Annotated in this window: 9 protein-coding genes; 3 read left to right on the forward strand and 6 right to left on the reverse strand. The window is 41.4% G+C overall.

Annotation, left to right across the window (positions count from 1 at the left end; genetic code table 11):
* Positions 1-98 precede the first annotated feature (98 nt).
* The 6 genes from DXB58_RS12675 to DXB58_RS12700 form a co-directional block, all read right to left on the reverse strand.
* Positions 99-881 carry a porin family protein gene (locus DXB58_RS12675; protein ID WP_122136956.1) on the reverse strand — a complete coding sequence of 261 codons (783 nt, stop codon included), beginning with the start codon at positions 879-881 and terminating at the stop codon, positions 99-101.
* A 13-nt stretch (positions 882-894) separates the two neighbouring features.
* A complete protein-coding gene (locus DXB58_RS12680) occupies positions 895-2,025 on the reverse strand; it encodes a PCMD domain-containing protein (RefSeq protein WP_122136957.1) in 1,131 nt (376 codons plus the stop codon).
* A 218-nt stretch (positions 2,026-2,243) separates the two neighbouring features.
* Positions 2,244-3,704, reverse strand: coding sequence for a catalase (locus DXB58_RS12685; RefSeq protein WP_122136958.1), 1,461 nt, complete (start codon positions 3,702-3,704; stop codon positions 2,244-2,246).
* Between the two features lie 254 nt (positions 3,705-3,958).
* Positions 3,959-5,293, reverse strand: coding sequence for an NADP-specific glutamate dehydrogenase (locus DXB58_RS12690; RefSeq protein ID WP_122136959.1), 1,335 nt, complete (start codon positions 5,291-5,293; stop codon positions 3,959-3,961).
* Positions 5,294-5,540: 247 nt separating this feature from the next.
* The gene (locus DXB58_RS12695; protein WP_122136960.1) at positions 5,541-5,717 is read right to left on the reverse strand and encodes a hypothetical protein; all 177 of its coding nucleotides are present in this window, start codon (positions 5,715-5,717) and stop codon (positions 5,541-5,543) included.
* Positions 5,714-8,005 (reverse strand): NADP-dependent malic enzyme, encoded by a 2,292-nt coding sequence (locus DXB58_RS12700; RefSeq protein WP_008998762.1) that lies wholly within the window; start codon positions 8,003-8,005, stop codon positions 5,714-5,716. The genes DXB58_RS12695 and DXB58_RS12700 overlap by 4 nt, the downstream gene beginning before the upstream one ends.
* A gap of 269 nt (positions 8,006-8,274) precedes the next feature.
* On the opposite strand from DXB58_RS12700, the gene DXB58_RS12705 reads away from it, so the two are divergent.
* From DXB58_RS12705 to DXB58_RS12715, 3 genes are all read left to right on the forward strand, one after another.
* The gene (locus DXB58_RS12705; protein ID WP_004297676.1) at positions 8,275-8,841 is read left to right on the forward strand and encodes an RNA polymerase sigma factor; all 567 of its coding nucleotides are present in this window, start codon (positions 8,275-8,277) and stop codon (positions 8,839-8,841) included.
* 97 nt (positions 8,842-8,938) lie between these two features.
* Positions 8,939-9,934: a FecR family protein gene (locus DXB58_RS12710; protein ID WP_122136961.1), complete on the forward strand. Its 996-nt coding sequence runs from the start codon at positions 8,939-8,941 to the stop codon at positions 9,932-9,934.
* Positions 9,935-10,160: 226 nt separating this feature from the next.
* Entirely contained in the window at positions 10,161-13,403 is a 3,243-nt protein-coding gene (locus DXB58_RS12715) for a TonB-dependent receptor (protein ID WP_122136962.1), read from the forward strand.
* Position 13,404 lies beyond the last annotated feature (1 nt).

Consider the following 13,404-nt stretch of genomic DNA (forward strand, 5'->3'; position numbering starts at 1 on the left):
TAGTATTTATTGATTTAGTCCATACATAAATAGAAAACTACGAGAAGAATTTCCCGTAGTTTTATTGGCACAATATCTGGATTGTTTATAACAATATGCTAGAATGCATATCCAAATCCTACGTTCAAATAAATAGGATACATGGCAAATGAGATTGTATTAAAATCTTTTTTGAAAATATCATTCAGCCCCCACGTTAAGTCAGCGTATACATTTAGATGTTTAAATGCTCTCCATTCGCCGCCTAGTTGTAGTCCCCATTGAAATTTTCGGAGATTTTCGGAGAAATCATAGGTAGCTATGCTTTCCCCAGAGAAAACAACTCGTGAACCAGTTTGGTCTGGCGTGCGTAAATGACCGTTGTATACATGTCCGGAGAATCCTCCTTCGATGAGGTATGATATGTATGGACCTGCAGACAATTTCCAACGGTTGCTTATCTTATAGTTAGCAACTACCGGAATTGTCAGATATGAATTTTTAACTTTGGTCTTTACTCCTCCTGTCCATAATCCTTGTAATTCTCCACCATTAGTATTAATAATTTTCATACCGTAATTTTTTACGGTAGCTTCGGTGGTCATATTTTTATTTTCAAGTCGTACTCCTACAGTCATCCCCCATTTGGGGTCGAACCACTTCGTCGCATTACCTTCAATTGAAATTGCGACTCCTGGTGCATAACTATCAATTTTACGGATTTCTTTTGGTAGAGGTAATGGTGAAGTTCCACCAATATTGAAACCGGCTTTTATTCCATATTCCCACCCATGTAAATAAGACCAGATGATACCTTGGTTTCTTTCTTCCTGTGCTTGAGCTGTGAATATGCTTGCAAATAGCAGCACAACTATGATATTGATTGATTGATATTTTTTCATTGTGTTAGTTTTTTTATTCTTTACAAATAAGTTCTAGCTCATCAACGTATAGAGTGCTACCAATAGCCCCTCTAAAATAGGCGCCATCTACGCTGGATGATAGTACAATACCTAATTTATATTTACCGTTTTGTAGTTTCGTATCGTCAATTTCTCGTCCTTTTACTGATTCGAAATATATAGTAAACTCATTCCATTCATCTTCTGATTCAATGATATCTTCAGGTTTTATTCGTGCTAATAATACTAATTTATCAGAGTTGAATACGTCATCACCATTGAGCATGATAGAATTATTCTCTGCCTCATACATAACAGCATAAATATCACATTTATCCCTTTTTCCGGTTTGTGGCTGTCCTTCTACAGAATACACTTCCCCAGCTTTAAATTTATAATGTCCTTTGAGTGCTATGGGATGTTTATAAAATTGAAAACCAAAGTTTGTTGCTTTTCTAGGATTTGTCAGTGCATTTTCTACTTCGAATGTTCCGATAAATAAATTCCCAGCAGCAATATACATTTTTACCATTGCACCAAAATCTCCAGTGTTACGAGTTTCTAGCTTTACAGCCTTACCTTTAAAACCATTTGTAACTTGTACTGTTGGGTAATCTATTCTAGAATTAGCCATACCTGTTAATTTAAAACCAGGATTACCACTTGACCATTGTAGTACTTTAGATATTTCTTGCGAGGTTGCTGGTGTAAATTCGTAAAATGTATCGTATTCACTGGAGGTTGTCAGTAATTCTTCAAAACTGAAAAGGGTAGGTAATTCCGCTAAAATCACATTTACGGTATAAACAGGCTGCCATTGACCGTCTTCTGATGTAACGGTGAATTTACGGGAGTGCGGTTCTTCGCTGAAATCATAGGTAGATTCAGTATCTCCTGCTATTGGAGTATTTACTTTAATTGTAGCTCCTTGTGGAAGTGTAAATTTTAATTTCTGTTTGGAAAGGTCGGCTCCTTTGTTTACATATACATTGATTACTTTAGAATCTGCATCGATATTTGCCAATTGTACATCATCGCCTGAACAAACATCAATGGCTGCTTCTGAATTTAATGCTTCATCCTGTATGCAGGAAGATATTGCACATGTAAAGATGAAATAGGCTATTAAAGTCTTGATTTTCATTTGATTTTCCTTTTTAGTTTACTAATTCAGTTTCTTTTATAAAACTTGGTTGCAAAGTTAAGTTTCTTTTTTGAAATGCAGCACTTCATCAGTTAAGTAATTTAATAAAATTAGCGCCTTTTTATGATATGAATGTATGATTCCTGCTTTGATATGGGGTTTTATTCGTTTTGATTCATAAAAAAGAGGCTATTACAAGCCTCTTTTTTATGAATCTTTTATTTTTTCAAAGCCTCTTGCAAATCAATTCCCAACGCTTTGGCAACTCCTGTTCCGTATGCCGGATCAGCTTTGTAACAATTACGCGTATGACGTTGTTTGATAAATAGTTCGGAGTCTCCCATGGCACGAGCTGTGTTTTCGAACAATAATTGTTGTTCTTCAGCCGGCATCAATCGGAATAAGTCGCCCGGTTGGCTATAATAATCGTCATCATATTCCCGTTCATTGTAGTTGTAAACTTCACCGGTAACTTTGAGTGGCGGTTCTTTCATGTCAGGAGAATCCTGCCATTCGCCGTAACTGTTCGGTTCATATCCTTTGGTAGCACCGTAATTACCGTCTACGCGCATAGCACCGTCACGATGATAGGCGTGGAAAGGACAACGAGGTTTGTTGACCGGAATTTGTTCTGCATTCACTCCTAGACGATAACGTTGTGCATCGCCATAAGAGAATAAACGACCTTGTAACATTTTGTCGGGAGACAGACCGATACCGTCTACAATATTCATCGGGTTGAAAGCAGCTTGTTCCACTTCAGCAAAATAATTTTCCGGGTTACGGTTCAGTTCAAGGATGCCGACATCTTGCAGAGGGAAATCTTTGTGCGGCCACACTTTAGTCAGGTCAAACGGGTTGATGCGGTAGTTGTCCGCTTCTTCCTCCGTCATTAACTGAATTTGGAACAACCATTTTGGATAGTCACCCTTTTCGATACTCTCGAAGAGGTCGCGTTGATGAGATTCACGGTCTTTGGCAACAATAGCTTCTGCTTCTTGATCGGTCAGATTCTTGATACCTTGCAAGGTGCGAAGATGGAATTTAACCCAGATACGTTGATTTTCTGCATTGATAAAACTATAGGTGTGACTGCCGAAACCGTGCATGTGGCGATATGAATAAGGAATACCGCGAGGACTCATGGTGATGGTAACCTGATGCAGAGCTTCCGGCAAAAGTGTCCAGAAATCCCAGTTGCTGTTCGGGCTACGCATATTCGTTTTCGGATCTCGCTTGATGGCATGGTTCAAATCCGGAAATTTAAGCGGATCACGTAAGAAGAATACAGGAGTGTTGTTACCCACCAAATCCCAGTTACCTTCTTCCGTATAAAATTTCATGGCGAAACCTCGGATGTCACGTTCTGCATCAGCAGCTCCACGCTCTCCGGCTACAGTGGAGAAACGGACAAAACATTCTGTTTGCTTTCCGACTTTACTAAAAATAGCTGCACGGGTATATTTTGTAATGTCATGAGTAACGGTAAAAGTACCGTAAGCTCCTGAACCTTTAGCGTGCATACGTCTTTCCGGAATCACTTCACGATCAAAATGGGCAAGTTTTTCAATAAGCCAGGGGTCTTGTAACATTACAGGTCCGCGTTGACCTGCGGTTTGCGAGTTCTGATTGTCGGCGATAGGACGGCCGTTCGCAGCTGTTAGTTTTTTCTTTTCCATAAATAGATTTTTTAGTCGGATACAAGTATAAGCAGACTATGCCTTTTTATTCTTTCATCCGGGGTTTATAATATGTAACAAAGATAGCTCTCTTTTGCTCACTTGTCAAACAGAAAATTTCTATCTAAAGATAGAGAATAACTATGAATTGTGTATATATTACCTGTTATTTTTTATTGCATAAAAAACTCCCGCACTTCCTTTCGGAAGGCGGGAGCTTTTAAATAAACTATAGCTTATATATCCTTTGCTGATTATACGATACCTTGTGCCATCATTGCTTTAGCAACCTTCATGAATCCGGCTACGTTAGCACCCTTCACATAGTTTACGTATCCGTCAGCTTCTGTACCGTACTGAACGCAAGCTTCGTGGATATTCTTCATGATACTCTTCAGTTTTTCGTCTACTTCTTCAGCGCTCCAGCTTAATTTGATAGAGTTTTGAGTCATTTCAAGACCTGATACTGATACACCACCAGCGTTAGCAGCTTTACCCGGAGCATAAAGGATTTTTGCATCCTGGAATACTTTGATAGCTTCCGGGGTAGAAGGCATGTTAGCACCTTCAGATACAGCGATACAACCGTTTGCTACCAACTGACGAGCGTGGTCACCGTTCAATTCATTTTGAGTAGCAGAAGGAAGAGCAATATCACATTTTTCACCCCAAGGTTTAGCTCCTTCTACATATTTGCAACCATATTTTTCTGCGTATTCACGGATACGGCCACGGTACAGATTCTTCAGTTCCATGATATAATCCAGTTTTTCGCGGTCGATACCGTCTGGATCATAGATATAACCGTCAGAGTCAGAGCAAGTAACTACTTTACCACCCAGTTCGATTACTTTTTCGATTGTATATTGAGCAACGTTACCAGAACCAGAAACCAGACAAACTTTACCTTTCAAGTCAGTGCCCTGTTTCTTCAACATTTCCATCAGGAAGTAGATGTTACCGTAACCGGTAGCTTCCGGACGAATCAGTGAACCACCGAATTCGCGGCCTTTACCTGTGAATGTTCCGGTAAATTCATGAGCCAGTTTTTTGTACATACCAAACATGAAACCTACTTCGCGGCCACCAACACCGATGTCACCAGCAGGAACGTCAGTTTCAGGACCGATGTGACGCCACAGTTCCAGCATGAATGCCTGTACGAAACGCATTACTTCGGCATTTGACTTTCCACGAGGAGAGAAGTCGGAACCACCTTTACCACCACCCATTGGCAGAGTAGTCAGTGAGTTTTTGAATGTTTGTTCAAAGGCAAGGAACTTCAAGATAGAAAGGTTCACAGATGCGTGGAAACGGATACCGCCTTTGTAAGGGCCGATTGCGTTGTTATGCTGAACACGGTAACCCATATTGGTCTGAATATTACCTTTATCGTCCATCCAAGTCACACGGAACTGATATACTCTATCAGGAATACACAAACGTTCGATCAAGTTTACTTTATCAAACTCCGGATGTTTGTTGTATTCTTCTTCAATAGTAGAAAGTACTTCTTCTACTGCTTGATGATACTCCGGTTCATTGGGAAATCTTCTTTTCAGATCGTCTAATACCTTTGCTGCATTCATAATCTTTTTTTTCTTTAATTGGTTGATATAAATAAAGTGCTAATTTGACAATTTGCTAATATACCGTTTGACTATGTGCTTTTGTGCTATATAGCAGATTTGCACATCTGCGTATGGGTACATCGGATATTTATTTTCGGTTGCAAAAGTAAAGATAAAATTTGAACTGGCAAACATTTTATAAAGAAAAATGCGATAAAACATCAAATTTGATATTTTATCGCATTAAAAATAGGAAAAAAGATATTTATTTGTTCTTTTTGATCGACTTATAGACAGGAATAAATACTAATGCTGCCGAAATGCCAAGCATTACCACTGTCATCCCGTCAATTCGTTCGGATTTTGTCAGAACTAGATAGCAAAGCGCCAACCAAAGCAGGCTGATGCAAACTATTTGTGATTTGGATAACGGACGTTTCATTTACCTCCTCTTTTCTTTTTGTCAACGATGGCGTCGATCACGGCTACAGCTGTGATATTGACAATGTCGCGGACAGAGCTTTCGAAATCGGTGAAATGAATAGGTTTGTTCAATCCCATCTGGATAGGGCCGATGAATTCCGTATCCGGGTCCATTGCCTGCAACAGTTTGTAACCGGCGTTTGCTGAACTCAAGTTCGGGAAAATCAATGTATTTACATCTTTTCCTTTCAGGCGGGTAAACGGATATTTGGTATCACGCAATTCGCGATTCATGGCAAAGTTTACCTGCATTTCACCGTCGATAGCCAGTTCCGGATATTCTTCCTGCATGTGGGCAACAGCTTCGTGCACTTTCACAGGGCTACCTGCAGTATCAGCACCAAAGTTGGAGTATGACAACATTGAGATAACCGGTGTGTGATTGAAGAAGCGAACTGTTTTATCAGACAGTTTAGCGATGTCAATCAATGTTTCCGTATCCGGGTGGCGGTTAATCAGTGTGTCTGCCAGGAAGTAAGTACCTTTCTTGGAGTTCAGGATATGCATTGTTCCGAAGTGTTTGAAGCCCGGTTGGATACCGATTACTTCTTTGGCCACTTTGATCGTATTGCTATATCTTGTATAAAGTCCGGTGATGAAAGCATCCGCATCTCCTGTTTCCACCATCATCATACCGAAGTAGTTGCGTTCGAACATCTTATCGTTGGCTTCTTCATAGGTAAAGCCTTCGCGTGCACGTTTTTCTGCAAGAATGCGTGAGTAACGTTCGCGGCGGTCCGATTCGTCCGGGTGACGGAGATTGACGATTTCAATACCTTCCAGGCTAAGATCCATTTCTTCTGCCAGTTTTCCGATAGCTTCGTCGTTTCCTAATAAGATAGGATGACAGATACCTTCGGCTTTCGCTTCAACGGCAGCTTTTAGCATATTTGGATGGATACCTTCGGCAAATACGACACGTTGCGGTGAACGGCGGGCTGTATCATACAGCTGACGGGTTAGTTTGGATTCATAACCCATCAATTCGCGCAGGTGAACACAGTAAGCATCCCAGTCTTTGATTTCAGTGCGAGCCACTCCGCTTTCCATAGCAGCTTTTGCCACTGCACAGGAAACTTCAGTGATGAGGCGTGGATCTACCGGTTTCGGGATAAAGTATTCCGCACCGAAAGAGAGGTTATTTACGTGGTATGCCGCATTGACTACATCGGGTACTGGCTGTTTTGCCAGGTTAGCGATAGCGTGTACGGCTGCAATCTTCATTTCTTCGTTGATAGCTTTAGCGTGAGTATCCAAAGCACCGCGGAAGATATACGGGAAACCGATTACATTATTAATCTGGTTCGGATAGTCGGAACGTCCGGTAGCCATCAGTACGTCAGGACGTGCTGCCATGGCATCTTCGTAAGAGATTTCCGGTGTCGGGTTAGCCAATGCGAACACGATCGGCATCGGAGCCATGCTGCGCACCATATCCTGGCTTAACACATTTCCTTTCGACAGGCCGAGGAATACATCTGCACCTTTGATTGCTTCTTCCAGCGTGTGAATATCAGTGCGGTCGGTTGCAAAAAATCTTTTCTGTTCGTTCAGATCCGTGCGCACCTTGCTGATAACACCTTTACTATCCAGCATGACGATGTTTTCGAGACGTGCACCCAGTGACACATACAATTTAGTACAAGATACGGCAGATGCACCTGCACCGTTCACAACGATTTTTACATCTTCGATTTTCTTTCCGGCTACTTGCAGGGCATTCACCAAACCGGCACTGGAGATAATAGCAGTACCGTGCTGATCGTCGTGCATGACAGGTATATCCAGTTCTTCTTTCAGGCGACGTTCGATTTCAAAACATTCGGGAGCTTTGATGTCTTCCAGGTTGATACCTCCGAAAGTAGGAGCAATAGCCTTTACTGCAGCAATGAATTTCTCCGGATCTTTTTCATCCACTTCGATGTCGAAAACGTCGATGCCCGCGTAAATTTTGAAAAGCAGACCTTTACCTTCCATTACAGGTTTACCGCTCAATGCACCTATATCACCCAGTCCGAGTACGGCTGTACCGTTGGAAATAACGGCCACCAGATTACCTTTAGCCGTATATTTATACGCATCCTGCGGATTCTTCTCGATTTCGAGACAAGGTTCTGCTACACCGGGAGAATATGCGAGTGATAAGTCGGTTTGTGTACTATAAGGTTTGGTAGGCACTACCTCAATCTTACCGGGTTTGCCCTGTGAATGATAGAGCAAAGCGGCTTCTTTCGTTATTTTAGCCATGGTATTTATGAAATTTGTTAATAAGTTATCATTTGACCGCAAATGTAGGAATAAAAGTTCGAAATTGTAGCTATTGATTAATAATTTCTATTAATTTTATAGCAAAATGGCTAAAATAATGATATGATATGTCAAGTATATGTTTTTGTATTCTATTCCCTTTTAAATGCAATGATATTGATTTATTGAAATTTTAACAAGTGCTTTGGTTGTCGGCTTTAGTTATTTCGCTATTTTTGAATCGATATATGATTTAACCTTATTTTATAATGATTACCACCCAGCAACTTCAATTATTGAAAGAAGGAAATAAAAATGCTTTTGAAGCATTGTATCGTGGATACAATGCTCGCATTTATAATTTTGTCCTTTCTATGGTGAGCAATGCCGGGGTGGCGAAAGATATCACACAAGATATTTTTCTCCATATCTGGGAGAAGCGGCTTAATATCGATTTGGAAGGGAATTTTGACGGCTATCTTTTTAAAATATCCCAAAACATGGTATATCATTATGTAAGACGCGAACTCCTGCTTCAAAATTATGTAGACAGGCTTGCGAATGAGTCATCTGACGAATCCGTAGAGATAGATGAAGAACTGGATTATTTGTTTTTGGAAGAATATATCCTGAAACTTTTAGAAGAACTGCCTCCAGCGCGCCGGGAAGTTTTTATGCTTTACTGGAAATCAGGGTTGAACTATCGTGAGATAGCCGATCAGTTGAATATCTCGGAAAAGACTGTTGCCACGCAGGTACACCGTTCTTTGGATTTCTTGCGTGACAAACTGGGAATAATTGCCTTTTCAGTCTCTCTCTTCTTACATGATATCTAATACATAAGTTTTAATAAAAGTTAATATCTGAATTATTTCGATTTCTCAGTAGTCCTTTTCTGTCTCTCAAGACTAGTATAAATAGAACAGGAAAATTATGGAGCAACACGATTACATAGTACTATTGGAAAAATTCTTCAAAAAGGAGGCCTCTTCTGAAGAAAGAAGGATACTTATTGAATGGATTCGTAAACCCGGAATTCGTAATGAGTTTAATCTGCTTTGCGAGCAAATGTGGAAAGAAGCAGCCGTCGAAATCGATAAGACAGTGGAAGAAGAAATGTGGAACCATCTGCAGAGGAATCTGGATGAGCCCAAGATGCTGTCTCCGAAGAAACGGCGCTGGCAACCTATTATATATAAGGTGGCAGCCACCATCTTATTACCGGTTTGTTTGGGACTGGCCACTTACTTTGGGGTAGAACATATAAATAAGGTATCACAAGACCCTTTCATGATGGCCGTAGATTATGGACAGAAAGCGAATCTGACTTTGCCCGATGGAACGAAAGTCTGGTTAAATTCGGCCACTCATCTTTCTTATGATGCGGAGTATAATAAATCCGACCGGAAAATCTATTTGGACGGAGAAGCCTATTTCGAGGTGGCGAAAAATAAAGAAAAACGTTTTATCGTCTGTTGTAATGATCTGGAGATAGAAGCGTTAGGAACTACCTTCGATGTGAAAGGCTATCGTGACGATCATTCCGTCACGACACTGCTGGCAGAAGGAAGCGTCAGGGTTTCTAATAAAACGGACGCTACCTTGTTGAAACCCGGGGAAAAGGTAGAATACCATAAGAACAAGCAGACATTTACTAAATCTGTAATCTCGGATATGCGTGAAATCGACTTTTGGCGGAACAATATGTTGATTTTTAATTCATCCTCTTTAGCGGAGATCGCGACTACGCTGGAGCGGATGTACGGAGTGAAAGTCGTGTTTGACTCCGAGAAACTGAAGAACGTGCTATTTTCCGGAACCATTCGGAACAGCAGCTTGCATAATGTATTTTACATTATAAGCCTTACTTATCCTTTAACCTATGAGTTAGAAGGAGATACGGTGAGAATAGGAAGGAGTATTAACTAAAAAGGACGATTTATGGAAGACACCTCATAATAAAATAAAGAGGGTAGAATTATGTAGCAGCATAATTCCACCCCGAAATCAAATACGGTTTATACATGATAGTAAAAAAGAAATTTTCCTTATGCGGATAAGGGAAAGGGAATCCTTTTTGCTTCACGATTTTACAAAGATAATAAAAAGTCTAATTTTCAGACTTATATTTTAAAGAATTTAAAGCTAATTACTAATGAGAAAACAATTACATATCATATTCAGGCTTGTTATGTTCAGTTGTATCTTGTTGTTTGTGTCTCAAGAGGCAAGTGCACAGATCACTTTCTCTGTGAAGAATCAGACGATACGCCAGACGATACGAGTGATTGAAAAGAAGGCTGATTACAGCTTCTTTTATACGGATAAGCTTCCCGGATTGGATCAAGAAATTTCATTGACAGTGAACAATGAAAGTATTGATGCGGTTTTAGAAAAAGTTTTCAAAGGATCATCTATTAGTTATAAAATAGAATCGGGTAAGCAAGTGGTGCTTACTCTGAAAAGTGAACAGAACGCCCCCCAGAAAGGCGATAAGAAAACAATCACCGGTGTTGTGGCCGACCGGAGGGGAGAACCCTTGATTGGTGTCACAGTGAGAGTGGAGGGAGAGAATATTGGAACCGCTACCGATATAGACGGTCGTTTCTCTTTGGAAGCTCCTGTGGGGGCAAAGGTCAGTTTCTCCTATATCGGTTATGTCTCCCAATCTCATACGGTCAATAAGCAGAACGTATACAATGTGTCATTGAGCGAAGATTCGCAGGTACTGGAAGAGGTAGTCGTAGTGGGATACGGTTTTATGAAACGGAAAGATATTACGACTGCGGTATCTGTCGTTTCCACGGCAGATATTGAAGAACGTCCGATTATGACAGCTGCACAGGCTATTCAGGGAAAGGCAGCCGGTATTCAGGTTGTACAGCCGTCGGGTATGCCGGGTTCCGGAGTGACAATCCGGGTGAGAGGAGCCACTTCGGTACAGGCATCCAATGAACCGTTGTATGTGGTGGACGGTTTGCCGTCGGATGACATTTCGAATATCAGTCCGAATGATATTGAAAGCATGCAAATTCTGAAAGATGCCTCATCGGCAGCTATTTACGGAGCACGTGCGGCAAACGGAGTAGTGTTGATTACGACTAAAAGAGGAAAGATCGGTGCACCGCAAGTGAAAATGAGTGCTTATGTGGGTTTCTCTAAATTAGGGAAAAAAATAGATGCGTTGAATACAGAACAATATAAAGACTTGATGAAAGATTTGAAAGCAGTTTCGGATGTTGCCCCCAATATCCCCGAAAGTGAAACGCGCTATGTGGACTGGACTGATTTATTCTTCGGTACGGGTGTCAATCAGAACTATCAGTTGTCTGTGGCAAATGGAACCGAGAAACTGCAATATTTTGTTTCCGGAGGTTATTCCGACGAACAGGGTATCGTGGAGAAAGCACATTTCAATCGGTATAATTTCCGTGCAAACCTGGATAGTGAGCAGACCAAATGGCTAAAGATGGCACTCAATTTTGCATATTCGCATACAGGCGGACAATGGGTGAACGAAAGCCGCAGTTCTTTGCGTGCCGGTTCCATCTTATCCGTTGTGAATACTCCTCCGTTTATGCAGAAGCGGAATCCGTATGATCCGAACGAATATGATGAACAGGCTTACGGTGCACGTATTCTGAATCCGCTGGCTGCCAATGCTGCAGACAGTAACACGAATACAGACCATATAAATGGCTCACTCGGCTTCACGGTTGACATACTCAAAGGACTGAAGTTTAAAACCACTTTTGGCATTGAACTGACCAATGAACATTGGGACTACTATCTGGACCCGATTTCAACTTCGGACGGACGGGGCACAAAAGGACGTGTGGAAGAGAGTTTCTCGCGAAACTTTGAATGGCTTTTTGAAAACTTGCTGACCTATGATTGTTCATTCAATAAACATAACCTTTCTATTTTGGGAGGGGCTACCCAGCAGCGTGCACAATATAACGGTTCGTGGATGGCAGGTTTCGATCTGGCAGAGTCTTATCCCGATATTCATTCCATCAGTGCTGCCAATCAACTGGATAAGGATGCTTGCGGTTCTTCTGCTTCCGCATGGACGCTGGCCTCTTTTCTGGGGCGTGTAGCGTACAATTACGACAGCCGTTATTTGCTGACGGTTAACTTTCGTGCAGACGGCTCTTCTCGTTTTGCCCCGGGACATCGTTGGGGTACTTTCCCTTCTGTTTCTGCAGGTTGGAGAATTTCAGGCGAAAAGTTCATGCAACCTTTGCAAGACATTGTTACCGACCTGAAATTACGTGCCGGATGGGGTATGAATGGTAACCAAGGCGGTTTTGGAAACTACGCTTACATGGCTTCCATGAGCGTCAGTAAACTGCCCGTTTCGGAGGGAAACTTATATCCGGGACTTGCCATTAAACCCGGCTCGGCAGCCAATAAAGAACTGACTTGGGAAAAAACAAGCCAATGGAATCTGGGACTCGACCTGACCATGTTTGATTCCCGCTTATCCTTCTCGGTTGATGCTTACTACAAAAAGACCACCGATTTACTATTGACAGTCAGCCTGCCGGAGAATGTGGTGCCGAGCAGTGTGACAAGAAACGACGGTGAGATGGTGAATAAAGGTATGGAGTTCACTCTCTCTTCTCAGAATTTTAAAGGTAACTTTCAGTGGAATACCGATTTCAATATATCTTTCAACCGGAATAAGCTGACGAAACTCGGTTTGAATAAAGTCTATTATTATGCTGAAATGTACGAATCCAAGGAGAAAGCCGTCATCCTGAAAGAAGGTCTTCCGTTAGGCACATTCTTTGGTTACATATCAGAAGGCGTTGATCCGGAAACCGGAGATATTATCTATCGTGACTTGAATGGTAACGGTTTTATCGATCCGGAAGATCGCACTACTTTGGGAAATGCCCAGCCCAAGTTCATTTACGGTATGACGAATACATTTTCGTATGCCGGTTTCGACCTGTCTGTATTCTTGCAGGGAAGTCAGGGCAATAAGATTTTTAATGCATCGCGTATTGATATGGAAGGCATGACAGACTTTAGAAACCAGTCGGTTCGTGTGTTGGATCGTTGGAAACGACCGGGTATGATTACCAATGTCCCCCGCGTTGGTAATACAGAGAATAATCATAACTCCTCCCGTTTTGTAGAAGATGGATCTTATCTGCGCCTGAAAACAGTCACTTTATCCTATAATTTTCCTAAGAAATGGTTGAATAAGATACATCTGTCCAGATTGCAGGCTTACGTCACCGGACAGAATCTCTTCACACTGACAAAATACAAAGGATACGATCCTGAAGTAAATGCTTTTGGCGGAGACTCCGTTGCTCAAGGGGTGGACTATGGTACTTATCCTCAATCGAGGGCGGTAATTTTTGGTTTGAATGTTGAATTTTAAT

Origin of the sequence: Bacteroides sp. OM05-10AA (genome assembly GCF_003439055.1) — a bacterium.
GTDB classification, from domain to species: domain Bacteria; phylum Bacteroidota; class Bacteroidia; order Bacteroidales; family Bacteroidaceae; genus Bacteroides; species Bacteroides intestinigallinarum.

What these genes read in the sequence shown, in the direction of transcription:
- DXB58_RS12685 (WP_122136958.1), bottom strand. Translation starts at nt 3,704, where the DNA reads ATGGAAAAGAAAAAACTAACAGCTGCGAACGGCCGTCCTATCGCCGAC.
- DXB58_RS12675 (WP_122136956.1), bottom strand. Translation starts at nt 881, where the DNA reads ATGAAAAAATATCAATCAATCAATATCATAGTTGTGCTGCTATTTGCA.
- DXB58_RS12680 (WP_122136957.1), bottom strand. Translation starts at nt 2,025, where the DNA reads ATGAAAATCAAGACTTTAATAGCCTATTTCATCTTTACATGTGCAATA.
- DXB58_RS12705 (WP_004297676.1), top strand. Translation starts at nt 8,275, where the DNA reads ATGATTACCACCCAGCAACTTCAATTATTGAAAGAAGGAAATAAAAAT.
- DXB58_RS12695 (WP_122136960.1), bottom strand. Translation starts at nt 5,717, where the DNA reads ATGAAACGTCCGTTATCCAAATCACAAATAGTTTGCATCAGCCTGCTT.
- DXB58_RS12715 (WP_122136962.1), top strand. Translation starts at nt 10,161, where the DNA reads ATGAGAAAACAATTACATATCATATTCAGGCTTGTTATGTTCAGTTGT.
- DXB58_RS12710 (WP_122136961.1), top strand. Translation starts at nt 8,939, where the DNA reads ATGGAGCAACACGATTACATAGTACTATTGGAAAAATTCTTCAAAAAG.
- DXB58_RS12700 (WP_008998762.1), bottom strand. Translation starts at nt 8,005, where the DNA reads ATGGCTAAAATAACGAAAGAAGCCGCTTTGCTCTATCATTCACAGGGC.
- DXB58_RS12690 (WP_122136959.1), bottom strand. Translation starts at nt 5,293, where the DNA reads ATGAATGCAGCAAAGGTATTAGACGATCTGAAAAGAAGATTTCCCAAT.